The sequence below is a fragment of the Streptomyces sp. NPDC092369 genome, assembly GCF_044755245.1.
Classification (GTDB): domain Bacteria; phylum Actinomycetota; class Actinomycetes; order Streptomycetales; family Streptomycetaceae; genus Streptomyces.
The window spans coordinates 26,682-48,230 of the sequence record NZ_JBIVQP010000001.1 but is presented as its reverse complement, the minus strand read 5'-3'; the positions used below and the strand labels follow the sequence as shown (position 1 = coordinate 48,230).

The following is a 21,549-nucleotide window of genomic DNA, read 5'->3' as shown; positions in this document are numbered from 1 at the left end:
TAGCGACTCAACGTTCCTTGAGGGAGAGCAAGATGACAATCCGGGCGCCGCTCGATCAGCGCGGACCCTCGGCGAGGCGCCCGGGCGGGTCGGACTGTTGCTCGGTTTGAGGATTCTGTAGGCGGGGTTCGGGGATGTTGATGGCCGATTGGATGAGGCCGTCGACGACGCGTCCGAGGGCGGGGGTGTGTTCCGGTCGGAACACACGTTCCGCCTGCTCAAGCAGACCCTCGGCTGGACGCGCCCGCGCCCGCGCTTGCGCGACTCCGCGGCGGCGGACCGCTGGAGCCGGCTGGTGATCGCCGCCCACACCCAGACCGCCTCTCCGGCCAGTGCACCCACACCGACCCGACCCGGCCCCGGGTGACCGCCTGGTTCAAAGAACCGCCCGGCGACCCGGCATGACGTGGGGCGCGTCCTCGCCACCGGCGAGGCCTCCAGCCGCCCAGCTCACCACCAGAAGGGAACCAAACCCAGGCGCAGCACGACTACCCCGGCAACGTGAGCCGCAAGTCGCGTCCGTCAAGGACATCCACCCAGGTGACGACGGAGTGTGAAGGATCAATGCCCAGCATGATGACCACCTCGTCTCCCCGCTCCAACTCCATGACGGACGGGGTGAAAGCGCCCTCTGGAGCGGTTAACACATAGCCACGGCAGAATCCGTGGAAGGGCAGGTCCGCGATCGAGTCTGTACACCCGCTCCGAGGCGACGTTGAACGACAAGTTAGCGGTGGCGGCGCACCTTGAACCGCAGATGCAGCACCCTGTCGCCCTGGATGACCACGTGCGGGTCCTCCAGCAGATGCTGCCCGTCGATGCCGCCGAAGAAGCGAATGCCCGACCCGAACACCACCGGGACCACGTCCATCGCCACCTCGTCCACGAGACCGGCCGCGAGGATCTGGCCGCCCGCTTCGCCGGCGTTCACGGCGACGATCCGGTCCCCGGCGAGTTCCTGGGCCTTGTCGATCGCGGCGCTGACGCCGTCGACGAAGTGGTACGAGGCCTCGGGGTGCCAGCCCTCGGGCTTGGGCCGGTGGGACACCACGACCACGTGATCGCCCGCGGGTGGCTTGCCTTCCCAGCCGTTCATCTGGTCGAACAGATTGCGGCCCATCACGATCGTGCCGATCGACTCCCACACCGACCGGACGTAGTTCGCCGACGCACGCGAGACCTTGATGCCGCTGTCGGTTCCGGAATGGTCGAACTGCTCGCCCTCGCCTACGACGATCGGTACATCCCCGCTGAAGTACCACTCGTGAAGGGACCCGACTTCGCCCTTGTCGTCGGCGATGAAGCCGTCCACCGACACCACGCTCTGCATGATCACCGTGCCCACGGGTCCTCCTCAATGGCTCTGTGCGGGTTCACCGCCATGCTCGCGCGCCGCACGGATCCGGGCATGTAAGAAATCAATCGGCGGGCATCGGTCCCATGTCGTGCGGACCTTCCCCGTTGACGGGGAATCGACGTCGCAGGGCCAGGTACTCGGTCGGGGTGTGGCCGGTGAAGTCCTTGAACTCCCTGCTGAAGTGGGCGTGGTCGAAGTAGCCCGCCGTCTGGGCGAGTTCCGCCCAGTCGACCGGCCCCAGGGTGTCCACGGAAAGGATCAGCCGCGCGAAGCGGTAGATGCGCGCCACCCGCTTCGGGGTGACACCGACATGAGCCTTGAACAGGTTGGCCAGGTGATTGCCGCTCACCCCGGCGGATTCGGCCAGCGCACCGACCGGGATCGCGCCGTGCGAGATCTCCAGCCGCCCGCCTGTGTGCTGGACGAGGTCGAGGCCGCGCGCGGGGGCGTCGGTCAGCCGCGACCGCAGTTCTTCCTCCAGCACCCGCAACATCTCGGCGGCCGACGTGGTGTCGCCGACCCGGTTTCGGATCCGGTCCACGGAGCGTTGCCATACGGCGTCGACCGGCGCCCACCGGTTACGCAGTTCCGCCACCGGCATGCCGACGAACGGCGACATGCCCCAGGGTTTGAAGTGCACCCCGACGAGCCGCACATGCGCGGGGTACTCGAAGAGGAAGCGCCTGGTCCATACGCCCATGAACCAACCGTCCGTGAACACGGCCGGGGGCGTCGAGCGGTCGGAGTCCCACAGGCGGACGGGCCCGTCCAGGTGCAGGAACAAGTGCGCCGACGGCATCGGCGGGACGTTCATCAGCCGGTGGTGCGGTACCCCGGTCAGACAGTAGATGTCGTCGATGAACCGGTCCAGCGGGGGAGCGGGCACCCGGCCGACGTATTCCATGGGTCCAGTGTGACCGCCCGACGGTTCGGCCCGCGAGGGCGGTGCCGGCGGCCATGCCTGGGTGGAGTGGTGACGCGGCTACCGTGTGCGCACGGCGTAGGTCAGGTGCGTCACTCGCGCCGACGGCTGGGAACGGACCGGCTCCAGCGCGATCCTGGACGCGTCCACGCCGTCGAACAGGCGGGTGCCGGCGCCGAAGAGCACCGGTGACAGCGTGATCGAGAATTCGTCGACCAGGCCCGCGTTCACATACTCCAGGATCGTCGTGCCGCCGCCGGCGATGCGGACGTCGCGGTCACCGGCGGCGGCTCGGGCCTGGTCGAGGGCGTGCTCGATGCCGTCGTGGACGAAGTGGAACGTGGTGCCGCCGGGCCGCTCCCACGGGTCGCGCTTGGTGTGCGTCACGACGAAGACCGAGGTGTGGAAGGGGGCCTCCTCCGGCCACGACCGCTCTCCGAGGTCGAACATGCGCTTGCCCATGACGCTCGCGCCGGTGCGCTCGAACGTCTCCCGCGCGATGTCGTTGTCGAGGCCCTCCTCGCCGCCCTCGCCCAGCTTCAGGTTCTCCCGGAAGAACCGGAGCGGGAACACCCATTGCTGCAATTCCGCCCACTGCGCCATCCAGCGCCGGACGTCCGGGTCGTCCTGCCTGTCGGGCGCGAAGAGTTCGTCCTGGGCGGGCACGGGCTCGGGCGCGACGAAGCCGTCCAAGGACATCGACACGCTGAAGAACACCTTGCCCGCCATCAGCCCTCACCACCGTTCCTCGCGAGACCGGTGACGTAGGCCGCAAGGCCGCTCAGGGTCTGCCGGCCGCCCTCGATCGCGTGGTACTTCTCGACCGCCTCGTCGCGCGCTTCCTTGGTGGGGAACACCGTGCGCATCACGATCCGGGTCGCCGTGCCGTCCGGCGCGAAGGTCAGAACCGACTCGAACGCGTTCGGGTCGTCGCGGGATTCACCGTGCAGCAGCGCGATCCGCTCCGGCGGGGCGATCTCGGTCCAGGAGATCCACTCCTGGTAGTCGGTGCCGTCCGGGCCGTGCATCACGAAGTCCCACACCCCGCCGGCGCGGAACTCGAAGGACCGCGTGGTGGTGGTGAACCCCGTCGGACCCCACCACCGCGACAGGTGCCGAACCTCGGTGAACGCCTCGAACACCAGCTCCCGCGGGGCGTCGATGACCCGGGAGATCACGATCTCCCGGTCGGCCGTCACCGGTTCAGCCCCCGTCTCCTGCCCTGTCCCAGCCATGGGTCATTCCTCCTGCCGTGTCTGTTTGAGGTCCTGCACGTAGGTGTCCAGCCGGTCGAAGCTGTCGTTCCAGAACTGCTCGAATCCGCCGACCCACTCGTGGACCGGCCGCAGCCCGCGGGCATCCAGGCCGTAGAGGCGCTGCTTGCCCGCCCCGCGGACCTTCACCAGCCCCACCTCCCGGAGCACCCGCAGGTGCTTGGACGCCCCCGGCTGGGTGATCCCCAGCTCCTGGGCCAGGTCGGTCACCGGTCGTTCACCCCGCCGCAGCAGCGCCAGGATGTCCCGGCGCTGCGGTTCGGCGATCGCGTTGAAGACGTCCGACGTCGTCGCTGCTCGTGCCATGGCAGCGATCATATTCCCATATCGGCATACGTCAAGCCGGTCGGGAGTGGGCCAGCCGAAGGGGATGACGAGCCGCTCAGGGGCGCAGCAGGGTACCGGCGATCTCTTCCAGGAGGGCTACCGCGAGGAGTTCGCCGTCCACGGGTCCGAAGCGTTCCAGGGCCAGGCGGTGGATGCGCAATACCGTGTCGGCCATCGTGTGCGGGGTGCCGAGGGCCTGGGCCTCACCGGTGATCGCCTGGAGCTGGTCGTGGATGCGGTCCAGTCCGTACGAGGGAAGGTAGTCCCCGGCGAACAGGGCCGGCAGGTCCCGGCGGATGAAGTCGCTGCCTGCCGCACTGTCGGCCAGTGTGTCCCGCAGGACGGTGAGGTCGATGCCCGCTCGGCGTCCCAGCAGCAGGGCCTCGGCGGTGGCTGCGGCCTGCCCGAACCAGAGCAGATTGATGAGGAGCTTCGTCGTGTAGCCGGTCCCCGGGCCACCCATGTGACGGATCCGTTCCGCCGTCGTCATGGCCTCAAGCAGGGGCCTGCACCGGTCGAGGACTTCAGGAGAACCGCCCACGAAGAGCCGCAGGCGCCCGTGTTCGGCGTCGTCCGGTCCGCCACCGATGGGCGCTTCGAGGACGTCGACGCCGTGGGCACCGGCGCGTTCGCGCAACGCCCGCGCAGCGGCGGGGGAGTTGCTCGTCATGTCGATCCACACCGCCCCAGGGGCGAGGGCGGCGAACACGGCATCGGGGAGGGCTGCCGCGGCCTCGTCGGGGCCAGGAACGACGGTGATCAGTACGTCCGCCCCGGCTGCGGCCATCGTGACGGACGGCGCCCAGTCCGCGCCCAACATGCGCACGGCTTCTTCGCGTTCGGGGCGCAGATCGGACACGGTCACCGTGTGACGCGCCGAGACGAGGCGTCCGCACAGAGGGGTCCCCATACGACCGGCACCGACGAGGGCTACGCGCGAAGACACGGGATCACCGCCAACGCAGTCGTCGTGTGTCGTTTCCCTCCGCTGTCCCCGAAAGAACGCCGCTGTCCGGTCACAACGGGAGTATGCCTGATCAGCCCGAGTGCGGCTTGAGGGCAGGTGGACGGCCGGCAGCCCGCGTCCGGCGGGGCGCGGGCCGGGGGCGCGCGGTGTCAGCCCTTGGGGGAGGCGCTCGCGTTGATGATCGTCGTGCGGTCGAAGACGCTGACCACTTCGGTGATCCGACCGTCCTTGACGGTCAGGTACTCCATGCCGCGGAAATCCTCGATGAAGGGCAGATCGACGGTGTAGACGGTCGCCGCGTGAGCGTCGTCGCCGGCCAGCACGTCGGTCAACTGCCCGCCGACGAGACGCTCCACGAACGGGGCGAGGAACTCGCGATAGGCGGCCAAGCCCTCAATACGACGGCCGGGTGCCTCGCATACGACATCGTCGGCGACGAAACTCAGTGCCTTCTCGGCGTCGCCGCCGAGCCAGGCACGGGCATACTCCCCGGCGGTGTCCCGGGCGGTTGCGGGGGTGGCAGTCATGGTGGTTGTTCCCTCTCTTTCGGTGAGCGGATCGTGCTCGGTGCGCGACCCATGACTGCATCGTCGCGCCCGTATATGACATCGTCTGTCATATACGGGAGAGAGCTTTGGTGCCATGAAATCCGACCGTCTGCTGTCGATCCTGCTTCTGCTGCAGGCCCACGGGCAGCTGCCGTCCGCAGACCTCGCCGACCGCCTCGGGGTGTCGGTCCGCACGATCATGCGGGATGTGGAGGCCCTGTCCGCGACGGGCGTGCCCGTCTACACCGTCCGCGGCCCACAAGGCGGCATCGCTCTCCTCCCGGGCTACCGCACCGATGTCACCGGTCTGACGGCGGATGAGTCCCGGGCCCTGTTCGTTCTGATGTCGGGCTCCGCCCACACCGACCTGGGCCTCGGACAGGCACTCGGCTCCGCGCTGCGCAAGGTCATGACCGCGCTGCCCGCCGCGCACCGGCCCGACGCGGACCTGATGAGCCGACGCGTCATCATCGACCCCGTCCGCTGGCGCGGTGCACCCGGCCCGCGCCGTCCTGATGCCGGGCTCGCCCCTTTCCAGCAGGCCGTCTTCACAGACCGCCGACTGAGACTGCGCTACCGACGCGGCCGGGACAACCGCGTCAGTGTCTACACCCTGGACCCCTACGGGCTCGTGAACAAGGCCGGAGTCTGGTACCTGGTCGCCGACCACAAAGGGGAACCCCGCCTCTTCCGCACCGACCGAGTACAGGCCGCCACCGTTCTCGACGCACCCGTCCGACGGCGTGCGGACGTCGAACTGTCCGATCTGTGGGAGCAGTTGCGCGAGGGTATCGACGGCGTCCCGGCCCCCCTCGCCGTCACCGCCCGAGTCCGCGACGACACACTGGCGATGTTCCTGCGCGTGCACGTCACCGACCTCGCACCCTCCTGGGAAAGGCCTTCCGACGCGGCCGGCACAGGTGAGGGCTGGACCGAGGTCGAACTGCGTTTCCGATCGCTCCTCGCCGCCACCGCCCTCCTCGCGTTCGGGCCAACCATCGAGGTCCTCGCCCCGGACGACCTACGCGAGGTCATGGCCCAAAAGGCCCGGGAGACCGCCGCGCTCTATCGCGACGAGGGGTGAAGACGCCCAACCCCCCATCCGCGGCCATGCTGCGCCTTCGGCGTCATCACCGCCGGCGACCCGCACGACGGACCGGTTCGACGACCGGTCACCTCGCGGCGTAGGCGCCGCCATTGAGGTGGATCACCTGGCCGGTCAGATGGCCGGAGTCGGGTCGGCCGAGGAAGAAGATCGCCTCCGCGATCTCGTGCGGGGTCCCGGGCCGGCGGTTGAACGCGGTGGACACCCGCTCGGCGATCCACTCCTCGGACACGGTGCCGGCAAAGAACTCCGTGTCCGCGGTGACGCCCGGCGCCACCACGTTGGCGGTGATCCCGCGGGAACCCAACGTCTTCGCCAGGCCGACGTTCCACGCTTCCAGGGCGGACTTGGCCGCGCCGTAGGAGCCGGATCCCTGCTTGGCCGCGATCGACCCGACGGTGACAATGCGCGCTCCGTCCGCCAGCCGTGGCTTGAGCGCCTCGGTGACGAGGACCGCGGTGAGCACGTTGGCCTCGAAGTTGGCCCGCCATGCGTCGGCCACCCCGGCAAGGTCGCCCTCAGTGGCCGGCGGACGGCGCCGGTCGGTGTTGCCGCCGGCGTTGTTGACCAACACGTCGACGGTGGTCGGCAGTTGGTCGAGCGCCGCTTGCACGGCGGCCGGGTCGGCCGCGTCGAACGCGACGTGGGCCACCCCCAACCGCTCGGCGGTGGCGGCCAGTACGTCGTCACGTCGACCGGTGATCGTGACGTCGTGGCCGGTTTTGGCGAACAGTTCCGCGGTGGCGGCGCCGATGCCGGTGCCGCCACCGGTGATGACGACAGTGCGCTTCGTGGTAGAGGTCATGGTCCCGAAGTCTGAGCTCAAGGTGTTCGAGGTGTCAATGAATATTCGAATATCTTGGCCTGTATCGAATCTGTGTATCCTGCTCCCCATGTCCATCAGCGCGAAGACCCGTACGGACGAGGTGCACGCCCGGTTGCGGGCCGACATCCTCGCCGGGCGTTTCGCGCCGGGCGAGCGGCTCAAGTTCACGCCGCTGTGCCAGGCCTACGACGCCAGCGTCGGGCTGATCCGGGAAGTGCTCAGCCGACTGGCCGAGCAAGGACTCGTGCTGGCCAACCCGCAGGTCGGCTTTCAGGTCATGCCGATCTCCGTGGACGACCTGCTCGATCTGACCCGGACGCGGATGGACATCGAGGGTCTGACTCTGCGGCGGGGGATCGAGCGGGGCGACAGGGCGTGGCGAGCCCGGATCGTCGCGACCCATTTCACTCTCGCGGACACACCTCGCCGCGATGCCTCCGCCCCGACCCGCGTCACTCCGGCGTGGGAAGCCGCCCACGCGGACTTCCACGACGCACTGCTCGCCGGGTCCGGCAGCCCGCGGCTCTACGCGATCGCGACGGCACTGCGGAGCAGCGCCTGCCTCTACCGCCGTTGGCAGGAGGCGATCGACCCGTTCGACGCCGCGCGCGACCCGGCACAGGAGCACGCCACCATCTGTCAGCACACGCTCGACGGCGACTCGGACTCCGCCGTTGCCGCGCTGGCGGCCCACATCGAGCTCACCACTACGTTGATCGTGGCCTCGCGCGCCACGTCGTGATCCGCAGCGCGGGCGCTGCGGTGGCGGCCCAGGAACGGCCCAAAGCCATCACAACCCTTCGGCGAACCCGCCGTATCCAGGTGACACCTCACCTGGATACGGCGGAACCGAGTCAACAACTGGCGTTCAAACCGGCCCAGTTGGCGCGGTCGTTGTACCCGCCGTCGCCGGCATCGCCGACCACCAGGTCGAGCACGCGGACGCCGGTCAGGTCGATGTCGGCCTGGCGGACGTCGTCGCGGCTCAGCACACCGCTGTCGAACAACACCTTGCCGTCACCGATGACCTGGAAGGTCGATGTGCCGCCCTCCGGGCCGACGTTGCGCACCGCATCGTCGATGCCGACGGTCGTGGTCAGCCGGGTGCACCGGTCGCCGAGGTAGTAGCGGATCGTGGAGGGCGAGGCGACCCCGATGCCGGTCGGGTACTCCTGGCCGAGCATGCTGATCGGCGTCCAGCCTCCGACGCTCCGGTCGACCGTCGGGGACATCCATCCACTGGTGGCGCTGATCCAGTCGTGGTGGGACAGGACGACGTCGCCGCTCGGCGCCGCCGGTGCCACGACCAACGCCGAGGTCGACTGCTGTCGCAGCCGCCCCTTGCCGGCCACCTCGTACGAGGTGGTGGCGGTCAGGTCGGCGCTGCCTGGCACGGCGGTGGCCGGCAGGGTCACGGTGAAGGCCAGGTTCACGGAGTGGTCGGGCGTCAGCAGCTTCGGTGTGTGGCCGGCCGCACGAACCGTCCACCCTGCGGGCGCCGCCAGCTCGACCCGCGGGGCGAAGACGGGGCGCGTACCGTCGTTGCGTACGTTGACCTCGACCCGGGCCTGGTCGCCGCCGGCGGCCACCGGGGCCACGCCTGCCGCGACCGCGTCGCTGCCGACCTTGGTCACCTGCGGCAACCCGGCCACGACGTGCGGAACACCGGGCTTGCCCGTTGCCCGGCCGACCCGGAGCAGGGCCGCGCCATGAGCCGGGACGGCCGCACTGATGGTTCCGCCGCTCTCGGTGACCTGGTCGGTCCAGGCGTTCTTGAGAGTGAACCGTCCCCCGGAGAGCCCGACCGACTTGGCGCTCGTGGTCAGCGTCGCCGGAGTGTCCCCCCGGTTCAGCAGCACCACGGCCCGGTCCCCGTTGGCCAGCCGCTTCACCCAGGTCTCCGTCGTACCGGCGGAGCCGACGCGGACGGCCTGGACGCCGGCCGAGTCCTGGTTGATCGCGAGGACGTCGCGGTCCTCGAGGATGCCGAGCGAGGTCTTGCTGAGCTTGCGGACGTCGCTGCCGATCACCAGGGGCGCGGCCGCCACCGACCAGAGCGTCATCTGCGTACGGAACTCCTCGTCGCTCATACCGAGTTCGGGCCCGAGGTAGTCCGGGTCGTTGAAGTGCCCCGGTCCGGCGACCTCGGGATGCCGTGCGTTCGCGTCGTAGTTCCGCAGCACGTCCTTGAACTTGATCTCGCCGACGAAGCCGACGTCCGTGTACGTCCGCCAGGACTGCGCGATCGCGGGCGCGTAGGACCAGGAGTGCGTCGACTGCTGCGACTCCGGGTAGTTGCCCCAGTCCGGAGAGGTCACCGGGTTGCAGAGGTTGAAGAGCATGGGGCGTCCGCTGGAGTTGTTCCGCAACGCCTTCGCGAACTCGGTGTAGACGGTCTTGGGGTCGAGGTCCGCGGCGATCCCGCAGAGGTAGTCCACCTTGACGGCGTCGAACTTCCAGGCGGCGAACTGATTCGCGTCGCGCTGGTAGTAACCGTGGCTGCCGAGACCGCACTTGCCCGGAATGTAGGGTCCGGCGTCGGTGTAGATGCCCGCTTTGAGTCCCTTGCTGTGGATGTAGTCGACCAGCGGCTTCAGCCCGTTGGGGAACTGGTCCGGGTTGGGCACCAGATCACCTGCTGCGCTGCGCGGGGTCGGCGCCGCCCAGTTGCCGTCGATCCAGACGTATTGATAGCCGGAGTCGCGCAGACCGCTGCTGACCAGGAAGTCCGCGACCGATCTGACCTCCGCCTCGGTCGGGTCGCCACCCAGCGCGTAGTAGGTGTTCCAGCCCATGTAGGGCGTCTGGCCCAGTGCTTGCTTCGAGGCCGGCGCCGTGGTGTCGGCAGCGCCGGCCGAAGGGGCGGCATGGGCGGGCGCCTGTACGACCAGCAAGGACATCAGGAGGGCAAACAGGACGGTGAGATGTCGTTTCACATCGGATCCTTCACTGTCCGATCACGCGTGCAGGCCCGTCCCGGTCGTGTGCCCGAGGTACCGCTGCCCAACAGGATGTGCGGCGGTAGGTGTGGGAACCAGTCAGCGCCCGATCGTCTTACGGGTTGGTGCCAGGATCTTGCAGCGGTCACCGATGCGCGTCAATAATAATTACTAAATTAGGAGTTAGGGGGGTGAGGGGCGTTCGGTACCCAACCGTCGCGTGTGGGGCGGAATGTGGCTCGGCGAGAGTCGGCGCCCTCACCTGATTGACCGTCAGGAGGCGTTCGAGGCAGCCGACTTGCTCCAGCTGAACGTCCCTGGTGATGGTGTCCCGTAGCGGGCGGTGTTGGCGTCCGGTGCGTCTGGTCCGGTTCTCCGAACGGTCACCCGTCACGCCCGCCTTGTGAGTGCCTCGATATGGTCGAGCATCGCGTCCAGCGCCACCTCAAGGGGCCGGACCTGGCGCTGCAGTTGGGTGAGCAGAAGGCCGCCCTGGAGCGCGGCGAGCGTGGCGAGGGCGAGGTCCTCGGGGTCGGCGTCGAGTTCGCCGCGGTCGTGCATCCTCTGGAGGCCGCCGCGAATTGCTGACTCCCAGCGCAGGAAGCCGCTGGCCGCGGCGAGGCGCGCCTCTGGGTTGGTCTCGGCCACCTCGCTGCCCAGCGAGCCGATCGGGCAGCCGCCGCGGCACTGCAGCCGGAGCTGGTACTCCACCAGGGCGTCCCGCCACTGCCGTAGGCCCTCCATGGTGTCGAGCCCGGCGAAGAGCGGTTTCTGCATGTCCAGTACCGCCTCGGTCTGGAACTCGATCACGGCCAGCAGCAGTTCCTGCTTGTCGGCGAAGTAGTGGTAGATCTGCGAGCCGCTCACGCCGGCGGCCGCCCGCACATCCTCCAGCGTCGCCTCGGTGACGCCCTGCTCGTACATGAGTTGCGCGGCGGCGGCCACGATCCGGCGTCGGGTCTCCTGCCCCTTGCGGGTCAACTTCTTCTCGGCGGGGCGCCGCACCTGGGTACTCATGCTCGCCACGCTAACAGATTCTGGATTGGACAACCCATTTTCTTCTCAGCATTGTGGGTCACCTAACCCATTCCGGTCGCCGTGCGCGGCCGGACCCCCGGAAGGACCCAGCATGGAACTCTCCGACAAGGTCGCCCTCATCACCGGCTCGACCGGCGGCATCGGCGCCGAAACGGCCCGGTTGATGGCCGCGGCCGGCGCCGAGGTGATCGTCTCCGGCCGCAACGCCGAACGCGGGGCCGCAACCGTGCGGTCGATCACGGACGCCGGCGGCAAGGCGCGCTTCGTCGCCGCCAACCTCACCGACCCGGCAGAGCTGCGCCACCTCGCCGAAGAGGCCGGCCCCGTCGACATCCTGGTCAACAACGCCGCGATCTTCCCCGGAGCACCGACCGTGGACCAGGACACCGACACGCTCGACGAGAGCCTTGCGGCGAACATCCGCGCACCGTACCTCCTGACCGCGGCTCTGGTTCCCGCCATGATCGCCAGGGGTTCCGGCAGCATCGTCAACGTCAGCACCATGGCCGCCCGGATCGGCATGCCCGGGCTGTCCGTCTACAGCGCCACCAAGGCCGCGCTGGAGTCGCTGACGCGTACCTGGGCGGCGGAGTTCAGTCCGGCCGGCGTGCGCGTGAACACCGTCGCGCCGGGTCCTACGCGGACCGACATGGTCCTGACCGCCATGGGTGAGGAGGGTGCCGCGCAGGTGGCGAAGACCACCGTGCTCGGCCGGCTCGCAACCCCGCGGGAGATCGCCGAGGTGATTCTCTTCCTCGCCTCGGACCGCGCGAGCTACCTCACCGGCGCCACCCTCGCGGCCGACGCCGGACGCACCGCCGTCTAGCGCTGTGACCGCGTAGGTCAACCGGGCTAGTCGTAGCGCTGGTTGGAAGTGTTGACGCTTCCGCGAGCCAGGACCGGTCCTGCTCCCGCTCGTCGGCAGCAGGGCCGTCGCCCGGCGGACCTCCTCGACCGATCGACTGCTCCCGATGCCGGTCTCGTCCGGTCGATGAGTTTGCCTGCTGCCTGAAGTCTTCCACTGTGATCGTCACGCCCCGGCGGGCGGGACGCGGGTCATCCCCATGTCACGGAGGCGAGATGAAAGCCGGAGTGAGCAATCCGATACGGCTGTACATGTCGATGTCGCTCGACGGCTGCATCGCCGGTCCGGACGATCGACCAGGGCAGGAGCTCGGACGCGGCGGTGGACGTCTCTTCAACTGGCTCGACGACCGGGAGTCCGACGGACCCAGCGGCCAGGTCTATCGCGAGGCGCTGGCGACCGGCGCGGTGATCTCCGGCCGGCGGACCTTCGAACTCGCCGGGCGTTGGCAGGGCGACCACCACGACGGTGTGCCGATCTTCGTCCTCACCCACCGGGTGGACGACGGGGACGTGCCACCGGGCCATGCGCGATTCGTCACCGACGTCGAGGAATGCGCCCGTCAGGCCCGCGCGGCTGCCGGGGACCGCCCGATCATGGTCCACGGTGCGGGCGCGGCCCAAGCGCTCCTGCGCGGCGGCCACATCGACGAGATGGAGATCCACCTGGTCCCCGTCCTGCTGGGCGACGGCCGACGCCTGTTCGATCACCTCGGCGACGGGCACATCGAACTCGACCTCGTCCGACGGCTTGAGGACCGAGACGTCACGCACCTGCGCTACCGGGTGCGCCGACCCGAGGAGACCGCGTGAAGACGCTCTTCGTCAGCTACCGCGTCACCGACCTGGACCGCTCGCTCGCCTTCTACGTCGCCTTGGGCTACGCCGAACTGGGCACGGTCGACCCCGGCGACGGCAGCCGTCTCGTGATCCTCAAGTTCCCCGAGGAACCGGCGGCTTCGCTCGAACTGGTCCACCGACCCACCGGCGGACCCGTTGATGTGGGCAGCGGTTTCGACCACCTCGCGATCCAGGTGGACACACTGTCCGCCGTCCGGGAGCGGCTGACCGGCGCCGGCCTGGAGCCGGGACCCGTCGAGTACCCGGGTGGCCCTCAGGGCCCGAAGACGTCGTGGCTCACCGACCCGGACGGTTACCGGATCGAGTTGGTGGAGTGGCCGCCCGGGCACCCCGACGGCATCACCGCCTCGGACTTCTCCTGAGCGTGCCGGAGTCGAGTGACGAAGCTTCGCCTCAGTCGGCAGGCGGTACGGAGCGGTCGTAACGGTCGGCGAGTCGACGGAGGTAGGTGACCAGTTCCGCGGGCTCGGTGACGGTGAAGTCGGCGTCGAGCATGCCCAGGTAGACGGCGAGGGTCTGTACCGTGTCCGCGCCCGTGACCAGGACGCAGGTGTCGGCGTCGAGCGCTTCGACTGTGCCGACCGCGGGGTTGATCTGTTCGATCACCGCCGCCGCCGGGGCCTGGACGGTCACGCGCGCGTGGTAGCGCCAGGCGACGCTGGACACCCGCTGGGAGACGTACGCCGCGATGTCGCCGCCGGGCGGTCGGCGCGGGGTGAAGCGCGGTCCGGTCGGGGTGCGGGGCTGGATGCGGTCGATCCTGAAGGTCCGCCAGTCCTCGCGCTCGACGTCCCACGCCACCAGGTACCAGCGCCGTCCCCAGTTCACCGCCCGGTACGGCTCCACCACACGGCGGGTGGCCGATCCGGCGTGGTCCAGATAGTCGAAGCGGAGCCGTTCCTGGTCGCGGCAGGCGGAGACCACGGTGGTCAGTACGTCCGCGGAGACGGTCGGCGCCGGACGGTCGGCCGGCACGGCCACGGTGTACGCCTGGAGAGTCCGCACCCGTCGGCGCAGCCGCGAGGGCAGCACCTGCTCCAGCTTGGCCAGCGCCCGCAGTGAGGTCTCCTCGGTGCCGGGGACGGCGCCCTGCGCGGCGGTGCGCAGCGCGATCGTCACCGCGACGGCCTCTTCGTCGTCGAGCAGCAGCGGGGGCATCGCCGCGCCGGCGCCCAGCCGGTAGCCGCCGGTGGTGCCGCGCGTGGCGTCCACGGGATAGCCGAGATCGCGCAGTCGGTCGATGTCGTTGCGGACGGTACGGCCGCTCACTCCCAGGCGCTCGGCCAGTTCGGATCCCGGCCAGGCGCGCGAGTTCTGCAACAGGGAGAGCAGACGCAGCAGACGCGCGGAGGTATCAAGCATGAAGCCCAGTCTGGGATGTCATTAGGAACGTACCTTGCCTATATCGAGAATAGTGTCCTACCCATGGAGAGCAGCAGCAACACCGACGCCCGGATCCACCCCTACCGCATAGCCGTCGAGCAGGACGAGCTCGACTACCTGCGCGACCGGCTGGCGCGTACCCGCTGGGGCAGCGAGATCCCCGGCACCGGCTGGAGCCGGGGTGTGCCCACCGACTACCTCAAACCCCTGGCCGCGTACTGGGCCGACGGTTTCGACTGGCGCAAGGCTGAGGCGGAGCTCAATGAGATTCCGCAGTTCACCACCGAGATCGACGGCCAGAACATCCACTTCCTGCACGCCCGTTCGCAGAACGCGGCGGCCCTCCCGCTCCTCCTGGTGCACGACTGGCCCAGCTCTTTCGTGGAGTTCGTGGAGGTCATCCGCCCGCTGACGCAGGACTTCCACGTCATCGTGACCTCCACGCCCGGCACCGGCTTCTCCGGTCCGCTCGGCGAGGCCGGCTGGAACACCGGCCGTATCGCGGGCGCGTTCGTCGAGCTGATGGACCGGCTCGGCTACGACACCTACGGCGTTCACGGCACGGGCGGCGGTGCGTGGATCGCCGCCGAGATGGGGCGTCAGGCACCCGAGCGGATCGTCGGCATTCACGTCAACGGCCTGGTCACCTTCCCCTCCGGGGACCCCGCCGAACTCGAGGGGCTGACCGGGCCCGAGGCGGAGCGGCTGGCCCGGCTGGAGAACTTCCAGCAGGACAAGATGGGCTTCAACGCCATCCAGTCCACCCGCCCGCAGACCCTCGCCTACGGCCTGCACGACTCGCCGGTCGGCCAACTCGCCTGGATCGCCGAGAAGTTCAAGGAATGGACCGACCCCGCCGCCGAGCTCCCCGAGGACGCCGTGGGCCGCGACCGTCTGCTGACCAACATCAGCGTCTACTGGTTCAGCGGCACGGCCGGCTCCTCGGCGAACCTCTACTACGAGTCGGGCCACGACGCCGGTGCCTGGGCGCCGAAGCCGCGCGGCACCGTTCCCACCGGCGTGGCCGTTGCCTTGCACACCGACATCGCCATCCGCCGCTTCGCCGAGCGGGACCACAACGTCACCTACTGGAGCGAGTTGGAGCAGGGCGGCAACTTCCTCGCTCTCGAGCAGCCGGAGGCGTTCGTCACCGACGTCCGCGCGTTCTTCCGCACACTCGACGCCTGACACCCGCGGTGGGCGACGTCCTGCATCATGCGGGCCGTCGCCCACATGCAGCTGGGGGTCCCGAGCTCGATCGCCGGCCGCTCGGGACCCACCGTGTCCAGGTCGCCGTCCGAGTGCGTGCGGACCCCCGCGTAAGCGAATGTCCGGGGAGCGGTTGCGCGTGAGCAAGGCCGCCCTCCCGCATGGCGATCACCCGCTCTCTTCCCGACTGACGGAGAAGGCGCCCGCGCCGGCCGCCAGTACCGCTGCCTCCGCGGCCCGTTCCGGGAGATCCGGGTCCGGATCGGCTCGCAGGAGCACCAGTTGGTGGTAGACCGGCGCCGTGGCGGCGATCAGCAAACTGCGCGCGTCCGTATGCCGTGCGGGGAGTTCACCGCGCTCGACGGCACGCTCGACGAGAATCTCGCCCTGGGCGTACCGGTCCGCCCACAGCCGCGTCTGGGCCCGCGCGGCCTGTTCGAAGTGGAACGAGGCGGCCATCAGGGCGACCGCGAACGACGGCCGTACGACCAACGATTCCTGGATCTCCTGGTTGAGTGCCGTCAGATCGCCGCGCAGCGAGCCGGTGTCCGGCGGCTGCCAGTCGATCTCGCCGGCGGCATGGATGACGTCGACCAGCAGGCCGCCGACATCGTGCCACCGCCGGTAGACCGTGGCGCGGTGCACTCCGGCCCGCGTCGCGACACCCTCCATCGTGAGTCCTTGATGACCGCCTTCAGCGAGTTCGGCACGCACCGCATCGAGGACCTGGGCGCGGATGCGGGCGGTGCGACCGCCCGGACGGCGGTCAGATGTCGTGTCACGCGGGTCTGTCATCGGCGATCAGTATCCGGTTGATCAGGGTGGCAGGGCCGTGCCAGCATCTTAACGCGACAGTTGTCGCTATAGGACTCCTGGAGAGGAACCGCGATGCCGCCCGTTCCCGCCGACCCCACCGTGCTCCACCCGATGCCCGAGCACCCGAGGGTGGTTCTGCTCAAACCGTTGGTGCGGTCGCCGCTGATCGAGGTCGGTGCCTTCTCCTACTACGACGATCCGGACGACCCGACCGCGTTCGAGACCCGCAACGTCCTGTACCACTACGGTCCCGAGCGGCTCGTCATCGGCAAGTACTGCGCGCTGGGGACGGGCACCCGGTTCATCATGAACGGCGCCAACCACCGCATGGACGGTCCGTCCACCTTCCCGTTCCCCACCATGGGGGGCTCCTGGGCGGAGCACTTCGACCTGATCACCGGCCTGCCCGGCAAGGGCGACACGGTGGTCGGCAACGACGTGTGGTTCGGCCACGGCGCCACGGTCATGCCCGGCGTACGCATCGGTCACGGCGCGATCATCGCCGCCGGCGCCGTGGTCACCGCCGACGTCCCCGACTACGGCATCGCCGGCGGCAACCCCGCGCGGCTCATCCGTACCCGATACGACGCTGCGGACATCGCCCGGCTCCTGGCCGTGGCGTGGTGGGACTGGCCCCTGCGGCACATCACGAAGCATGTACGGACGATCATGTCGGGGACGGTGGACGAACTGGAGGGTGCCGCCGCGCAGATCGCTGTGCAATAGCGGTCAGGGTGGCTGAACCCCGACGATCAAGACCGCCGCCTTGGTGGCGACACCCTCGGCGCAGGTGCCTACCGCTCTCGGTCAGGTCTGCAGAACGTGCCCGGTCGTTGCGTCCACGTGGTCCGGGATCTCATCGTGGCGATCGCCCACGGTCGGTGTCCCGGTGGGCTCGAACATCAGGATTGCCGCGCCGGACGGGGCGTACGGCTTGTGCTCCGTGCCTCGGGGAACGGTGAAGACCGCCCCCTGTGGGAGCAGCACCGTGCGCTCGCCGTCGGGCTCCCGCAAGGAGATGCGCAGCTCTCCGTCGATCACCAGGAAGAACTCATCGGTGTCGTCGTGGACGTGCCAGATGTGTTCGCCCTCGACTTTGGCGATGCGGACGTCGTAGTCGTTGACGCGCGTGACGATGCGGGGGCTCCACAGGGCATCGAAGGAGGCCAGAGCCTTGCTGAGGGGGATGGGTTCGCTGTTCATGGGCTCATCCTGAGCCGTTTCGCACAGGCGGCGTGAGTGCTAGGAATTGCACATGGCGAAAGAATCCTCGCATGCGGCACACGCGGCGGGCACGCACCGGATCGTCGTGATCGTGGACGAGAACTCGAACCCGTTCGAGCTCGGCTGCGCGACCGAGATCTTCGGGCTGCGCAGACCGGAGATCGGACGTGATCTCTACGACTTCAGGCTCTGCTCCCCGCAGCCCCGCACTCTGATGCGAGACGGGTTCTTCACGCTCACAGGTGTCACAGATCTGGAAGCGGCCGACGAGGCGGACACCTTGATCGTCCCCAACCGCCCGGACATCGAGGTGCCCCGCCGTCCGGCCGTGCTCGATGCCGTCCGGCGGGCGCACACGCGCGGTGCGCGACTGATCGGCTTCTGCAGCGGTGCCTTCACACTGGCCGAGGCCGGAGTCCTCGACGGGCGCCGGGCCACCGCGCACTGGCAGTGGGCGGACTCGTTCCGAGCCCGCTTCCCCTCTGTGCACCTCGAACCCGACGTTCTGTTCGTGGACGACGGCGACATCCTCACCGCGGCGGGGAGCGCGGCCGCGCTCGATCTCGGGCTGCATGTGGTCCGTCGCGATCATGGCGCCGAGATCGCCAACTCTGTGAGCCGGCGACTGGTCTTCTCGGCTCACCGGGACGGTGGGCAGCGGCAGTTCGTGGAGCGCCCCATGCCCGACCTGCCGGACGAGTCCCTGGCGCCTCTCCTTGCCTGGGCCCGGGAACGGTTGGACTCACCGCTCGCCGTGTCCGACCTGGCGGCGCGGGCGGCGGTCAGTCCGGCGACGCTGCATCGCCGCTTCCAGGCGCAATTGGGGACGACCCCGTGGACTTGGCTCACTGGAGAACGACTTGCTCTGGCTTGCCGGTTGATCGAGCGAGGCGAGTCCCGCTTCGAGGTGGTCGCGCGGCGCAGCGGGCTTGGTACCGCTGCCAATCTGCGCGCACTGATGCGCCGCGAGACCGGCATCACTCCGTCGGCGTACAAGCGCCGGTTCGGGCCGCAGGCGAATTGAGGGTGGCCACCACGCCGGCGCACCACGAGAGCGTGACTCACCGCCGTACGACATCTTCTGGCCTTGATCGGGCCGGCGTATTCCCGAACCGTCGGCCGTGATTCTTCGGTCCGGCTCCGTTCACTCCGGCAGGTCGGCGGAGAGGAAGGGGACGAGGAGCGCGAGCAGGGCGTCGGGGTGGTCGAGGGGGATGATGTGGCCGCAGTCCTGGAGGTGGTGTCCGACCAGGTCATCGGCGATGGGACCGAGTTGGCGTTCGAGCCCGGTGCCGACGGGGTGAGACCCGACGGCCATGGTGGGCATCGTCAGCCGTGCCGTCGCGATGGAGTCCTGTATCTGCTGAGCGCTGGTGGGCAGGGCTCGGTAATAGGAGAACGCGCAGCGCAGGGCCTCGCTCCCGGTGTACGCGTCGATGAAGGCCGTACGGATGTCGTCGGGTACTCCTCGCCCGAGCGTTCCGGAGTCGAGGAACCAGTCGATGTACGCGGCCTCGTTGCCGGCCAGGACGGTCTCGGCGAGGCCGGGGACGGCGTGGAAGCCGAACCACCACGGCGCGCCGCCCGCTATGACGTGTTCCGCTCCGGGCAGGCGCCCCGGCAGTGCCTCCATCACGACCAGGCGTCGGACGAGGCCGGGGCGGCGCAGCGCGAGCAGGACGGCGGGGGCGGCGCCCGCGTCGATGCCCACCACTGCTGCCGAGGGCTCGCCGAGTGCGTCGAGCAGCCCTTCGGCGTCATCGGCGAGGGTGCCTGCGTCGTAACCCTCGACGGCTCGTGTACTGGCACCGAAGCCTCGCAGGTCCGGGGCGATGACCCGGTACTGTCCGGCCAGTCGGCCCATGATGCCGCTCCAGAGTTGCCAGGTGTGCGGGAAGCCGTGCAGCAGGAGAACCGCAGGTCCGTCCCCGGCGATCGCGACGTTGAGGTGGACGCCGTTCGTCGCGACGCGGCGGAGTTGGTGTGCGGTGGGGGCGGACATGACGGCTCCTCCGGATGGTTACCATTGGTGACCACGAAACGATAAGTAACTCTCCGCCCGCTGCCCAGACGGCACTTTCAGGGAACGTGGTGAGCCTCAGGTGACCACCCAAGAAGACCGGACCGCCGGTCGCGGGGTGCGCGGCGATCTTTTCGATCCCCAGTGCCCGACGCGGCAGTTGCTGGACCGCATCGGTACGAAGTGGACGTCCATGGCCGTCAAGACGCTCGCCGATGCCGCACCGGACGAGGTGCGCTTCGCGGAGCTGAAGCGCCGGATGCCCGGCGTCTCGCAGAAGATGCTGTCCGTGACGCTGCGGAACCTGACCCGCGACGGGCTGGTGTCGCGCCGGGTCGAACCGACCGTACCGCCGCGCGTCTTCTACCGACTCACCGGACTCGGACTGTCTCTGGAAGTCGCCCTTGCGGGGCTGCGGACCTGGGCGGAGGAGCACATGGCCGAGATCGACCGCGCCAACGAAAGCGCCGACCAGGGGGTCGATGAGGGATAGGCAGGCCGGTTCCGCACTCGGAACTGGGTGCGCGGCATCCAGGGCGGGGGAGAGTCATCAGAGCCACTCGACGAATTGACCGTGGCTGCACTCGCGTTGGCGTGCAGGTCCGGGAGCTTGGGCTCAGCTCGCGGTCGACTCCTTGGTCAGCGCGTCCATGCCTTCCTGCGGCCGATGCGTGAGCAGGGCGGAGGCCCGATCATCCAGATCTCCAGCATGGGCGGGCAGATCGGCATCCCCACCCACAGCTCGTATCACCGCGCTCGAAACCCAGAAGGAGCTGACCGAATCCGTCGCCTTCACCCACTGATCCGCCCCCCCGGCAGGACACGTCAGGGAATCTCGCCGCCGTCCCGCTGCGAGGATCCGGACCGGTCGGCGGAATCCTCAACAACTAACGCGCAGGTCAGACAGTTGACCAGTGGAGAACCGGCCAGTCAGTCGGACATGGCGACGAGGACACGGCGTGCCCCTGTGAACGGGCGTCGGCCGTGACCCACCAACACGTTGTCGATGAGGAGCAGATCGCCCGGCGCCCACTCGACGTCGACCGCCAGGGCCAGTCCCGTCTCCTGGATGTGAGTGATGTACTCGGCGGGAATGGGGCTCCCGTCGGCGAACGTCACGGCTTGCGGCAGCTCGTCCTCGGACATCAACTCCTGCACGGCCGCAGCGTGTTCGCCCAGGCCGGCATGGTGGAACTGGTCCGCCTGGTTGAACCACACCTCGGTGCCGGTGACGGGATGCCGGGTGGTGGCGGGCCGGAGATGGCTGATGCGCAGGGTGCCGTCCGGGGTCCACGTCCACTCCGCGCCCGTGCCGGTCAGGAAACTCTCCACCGCGGACGGGTCGTCGGTCTCGAAGGTGTTCTGCCAGCTCTTGCCGAATCCGTAGCCGTCATGAAGGTTCTGGACGTAGCGGACGCCCGGCGCGAACGCTGCCCGGACTTCGGGGTCGAGCGTCGACAGCCAGAGCCGCCCGTCGACGACGGGGGTCGCGCCACCGCTCTGCGGGGCCTGCTCGCAGAAGAACAGCAGCCGTGACGGCCAGGTGTGCGAGTACGACATCTCGTTGTGCATCGAGATGACGAACTCGGCCGGGTATTCGGTGGACGTGTAGACGTTGTCCCCCACCTTTGTACGCGGGGAGTTCCCGTGCACATAGGCCAGGCGCCGGGGCAGGAGTGCGTCGACGGCCGTGCCGTGGGTCTCGGGCGTGATGCCGAACCCCCGGAGGACCAGGGCCTTCTCGTCCGCCAGCAGGGCGCCGACGTCGAGCCGACCCAGGAGCTCCAGGAGCCCCTGCACGCTCGCCCCCACGCCTGCGCCGTCCGGAGTCAGCTCCCGCGGCTGCCAGTCCAGAGTTGTCGACATGAG

At 69.1% G+C, this 21,549-nt stretch carries 25 protein-coding genes and 1 pseudogene; 10 read left to right on the top strand and 16 right to left on the bottom strand.

The genetic code is table 11. The annotated features are described in order from the left end of the window. Nucleotides 1-190: 190 nt before the first annotated feature. A pseudogene (locus tag ACIQI8_RS00210) lies at nt 191-505 on the top strand (transposase); the annotation flags it as partial. A gap of 222 nt (nt 506-727) precedes the next feature. Here the strand turns inward: ACIQI8_RS00210 and ACIQI8_RS00205 are convergent. From ACIQI8_RS00205 to ACIQI8_RS00175, 7 genes are all read right to left on the bottom strand, one after another. Then, nucleotides 728-1,345 carry a dihydrofolate reductase family protein gene (locus tag ACIQI8_RS00205; protein WP_402342608.1) on the bottom strand — a complete coding sequence of 206 codons (618 nt, stop codon included), beginning with the start codon at nt 1,343-1,345 and terminating at the stop codon, nt 728-730. Between the two features lie 73 nt (nt 1,346-1,418). Next, entirely contained in the window at nt 1,419-2,261 is an 843-nt protein-coding gene (locus ACIQI8_RS00200) for a helix-turn-helix domain-containing protein (RefSeq protein ID WP_402342605.1), read from the bottom strand. A gap of 78 nt (nt 2,262-2,339) precedes the next feature. Continuing rightward, nucleotides 2,340-3,008 (bottom strand): dihydrofolate reductase family protein, encoded by a 669-nt coding sequence (locus ACIQI8_RS00195; RefSeq protein WP_402342602.1) that lies wholly within the window; start codon nt 3,006-3,008, stop codon nt 2,340-2,342. Next, nucleotides 3,008-3,514: an SRPBCC family protein gene (locus tag ACIQI8_RS00190; RefSeq protein ID WP_402342599.1), complete on the bottom strand. Its 507-nt coding sequence runs from the start codon at nt 3,512-3,514 to the stop codon at nt 3,008-3,010. Before ACIQI8_RS00190 ends, ACIQI8_RS00195 begins: the two co-directional genes overlap by 1 nt. A gap of 3 nt (nt 3,515-3,517) precedes the next feature. Continuing rightward, complete coding sequence (locus ACIQI8_RS00185) at nt 3,518-3,859, bottom strand: ArsR/SmtB family transcription factor (RefSeq protein ID WP_402342596.1); 342 nt, start codon at nt 3,857-3,859, stop codon at nt 3,518-3,520. Between the two features lie 76 nt (nt 3,860-3,935). Next, nucleotides 3,936-4,943, bottom strand: coding sequence for an NAD(P)-dependent oxidoreductase (locus ACIQI8_RS00180; RefSeq protein ID WP_402346591.1), 1,008 nt, complete (start codon nt 4,941-4,943; stop codon nt 3,936-3,938). Nucleotides 4,944-4,996: 53 nt separating this feature from the next. Then, nucleotides 4,997-5,374, bottom strand: coding sequence for a nuclear transport factor 2 family protein (locus ACIQI8_RS00175; protein ID WP_402342593.1), 378 nt, complete (start codon nt 5,372-5,374; stop codon nt 4,997-4,999). A gap of 115 nt (nt 5,375-5,489) precedes the next feature. Between ACIQI8_RS00175 and ACIQI8_RS00170 the strand changes: the two genes are divergently transcribed. Continuing rightward, nucleotides 5,490-6,479 carry a helix-turn-helix transcriptional regulator gene (locus tag ACIQI8_RS00170; RefSeq protein WP_402342590.1) on the top strand — a complete coding sequence of 330 codons (990 nt, stop codon included), beginning with the start codon at nt 5,490-5,492 and terminating at the stop codon, nt 6,477-6,479. A gap of 88 nt (nt 6,480-6,567) precedes the next feature. Here ACIQI8_RS00170 and ACIQI8_RS00165 read toward each other — a convergent pair whose 3' ends face one another. Next, nucleotides 6,568-7,305, bottom strand: coding sequence for an SDR family NAD(P)-dependent oxidoreductase (locus ACIQI8_RS00165; protein WP_402342587.1), 738 nt, complete (start codon nt 7,303-7,305; stop codon nt 6,568-6,570). 88 nt (nt 7,306-7,393) lie between these two features. Between ACIQI8_RS00165 and ACIQI8_RS00160 the strand changes: the two genes are divergently transcribed. Next, nucleotides 7,394-8,068, top strand: coding sequence for a GntR family transcriptional regulator (locus ACIQI8_RS00160; protein ID WP_402342584.1), 675 nt, complete (start codon nt 7,394-7,396; stop codon nt 8,066-8,068). A 112-nt stretch (nt 8,069-8,180) separates the two neighbouring features. Here the strand turns inward: ACIQI8_RS00160 and ACIQI8_RS00155 are convergent, their stop codons facing one another. Further along, the gene (locus tag ACIQI8_RS00155) at nt 8,181-10,262 is read right to left on the bottom strand and encodes an NPCBM/NEW2 domain-containing protein (protein ID WP_402342581.1); all 2,082 of its coding nucleotides are present in this window, start codon (nt 10,260-10,262) and stop codon (nt 8,181-8,183) included. A gap of 393 nt (nt 10,263-10,655) precedes the next feature. Next, nucleotides 10,656-11,282, bottom strand: coding sequence for a TetR/AcrR family transcriptional regulator (locus tag ACIQI8_RS00150; RefSeq protein ID WP_402342578.1), 627 nt, complete (start codon nt 11,280-11,282; stop codon nt 10,656-10,658). 112 nt (nt 11,283-11,394) lie between these two features. Between ACIQI8_RS00150 and ACIQI8_RS00145 the strand changes: the two genes are divergently transcribed. From ACIQI8_RS00145 to ACIQI8_RS00135, 3 genes are all read left to right on the top strand, one after another. Beyond that, nucleotides 11,395-12,129, top strand: coding sequence for an SDR family NAD(P)-dependent oxidoreductase (locus tag ACIQI8_RS00145; protein ID WP_402342575.1), 735 nt, complete (start codon nt 11,395-11,397; stop codon nt 12,127-12,129). Nucleotides 12,130-12,383: 254 nt separating this feature from the next. Beyond that, entirely contained in the window at nt 12,384-12,980 is a 597-nt protein-coding gene (locus ACIQI8_RS00140) for a dihydrofolate reductase family protein (RefSeq protein WP_402342572.1), read from the top strand. After that, nucleotides 12,977-13,390 (top strand): VOC family protein, encoded by a 414-nt coding sequence (locus ACIQI8_RS00135; protein WP_402342570.1) that lies wholly within the window; start codon nt 12,977-12,979, stop codon nt 13,388-13,390. Before ACIQI8_RS00140 ends, ACIQI8_RS00135 begins: the two co-directional genes overlap by 4 nt. A 31-nt stretch (nt 13,391-13,421) precedes the next feature. Here the strand turns inward: ACIQI8_RS00135 and ACIQI8_RS00130 are convergent, their stop codons facing one another. Further along, nucleotides 13,422-14,390, bottom strand: coding sequence for a helix-turn-helix transcriptional regulator (locus tag ACIQI8_RS00130; protein ID WP_402342567.1), 969 nt, complete (start codon nt 14,388-14,390; stop codon nt 13,422-13,424). Between the two features lie 63 nt (nt 14,391-14,453). On the opposite strand from ACIQI8_RS00130, the gene ACIQI8_RS00125 reads away from it, so the two are divergent. Further along, the gene (locus ACIQI8_RS00125) at nt 14,454-15,599 is read left to right on the top strand and encodes an epoxide hydrolase family protein (RefSeq protein ID WP_402342564.1); all 1,146 of its coding nucleotides are present in this window, start codon (nt 14,454-14,456) and stop codon (nt 15,597-15,599) included. A 189-nt stretch (nt 15,600-15,788) separates the two neighbouring features. On the opposite strand, the gene ACIQI8_RS00120 is transcribed toward ACIQI8_RS00125, so the two are convergent. Continuing rightward, nucleotides 15,789-16,415 (bottom strand): TetR/AcrR family transcriptional regulator, encoded by a 627-nt coding sequence (locus ACIQI8_RS00120; RefSeq protein WP_402342561.1) that lies wholly within the window; start codon nt 16,413-16,415, stop codon nt 15,789-15,791. 93 nt (nt 16,416-16,508) lie between these two features. On the opposite strand from ACIQI8_RS00120, the gene ACIQI8_RS00115 reads away from it, so the two are divergent. Further along, nucleotides 16,509-17,162 carry a CatB-related O-acetyltransferase gene (locus ACIQI8_RS00115; protein WP_402342558.1) on the top strand — a complete coding sequence of 218 codons (654 nt, stop codon included), beginning with the start codon at nt 16,509-16,511 and terminating at the stop codon, nt 17,160-17,162. An 81-nt stretch (nt 17,163-17,243) separates the two neighbouring features. On the opposite strand, the gene ACIQI8_RS00110 is transcribed toward ACIQI8_RS00115, so the two are convergent. Beyond that, on the bottom strand, nt 17,244-17,639 hold the full coding sequence (locus ACIQI8_RS00110; protein WP_402342555.1) for a cupin domain-containing protein: 396 nt from the start codon (nt 17,637-17,639) through the stop codon (nt 17,244-17,246). Nucleotides 17,640-17,691: 52 nt separating this feature from the next. On the opposite strand from ACIQI8_RS00110, the gene ACIQI8_RS00105 reads away from it, so the two are divergent. Continuing rightward, a complete protein-coding gene (locus tag ACIQI8_RS00105; protein WP_402342553.1) occupies nt 17,692-18,684 on the top strand; it encodes a helix-turn-helix domain-containing protein in 993 nt (330 codons plus the stop codon). A 120-nt stretch (nt 18,685-18,804) separates the two neighbouring features. On the opposite strand, the gene ACIQI8_RS00100 is transcribed toward ACIQI8_RS00105, so the two are convergent. Further along, a complete protein-coding gene (locus ACIQI8_RS00100; protein ID WP_402342550.1) occupies nt 18,805-19,662 on the bottom strand; it encodes an alpha/beta fold hydrolase in 858 nt (285 codons plus the stop codon). A 100-nt stretch (nt 19,663-19,762) separates the two neighbouring features. On the opposite strand from ACIQI8_RS00100, the gene ACIQI8_RS00095 reads away from it, so the two are divergent. Next, a complete protein-coding gene (locus ACIQI8_RS00095; RefSeq protein WP_402342547.1) occupies nt 19,763-20,173 on the top strand; it encodes a winged helix-turn-helix transcriptional regulator in 411 nt (136 codons plus the stop codon). A gap of 123 nt (nt 20,174-20,296) precedes the next feature. Here ACIQI8_RS00095 and ACIQI8_RS00090 read toward each other — a convergent pair whose 3' ends face one another. Further along, nucleotides 20,297-20,476: a hypothetical protein gene (locus tag ACIQI8_RS00090; protein WP_402342544.1), complete on the bottom strand. Its 180-nt coding sequence runs from the start codon at nt 20,474-20,476 to the stop codon at nt 20,297-20,299. Between the two features lie 134 nt (nt 20,477-20,610). Then, the gene (locus tag ACIQI8_RS00085; protein WP_402342541.1) at nt 20,611-21,546 is read right to left on the bottom strand and encodes a TauD/TfdA family dioxygenase; all 936 of its coding nucleotides are present in this window, start codon (nt 21,544-21,546) and stop codon (nt 20,611-20,613) included. Between the last annotated feature and the right edge of the window lie 3 nt (nt 21,547-21,549).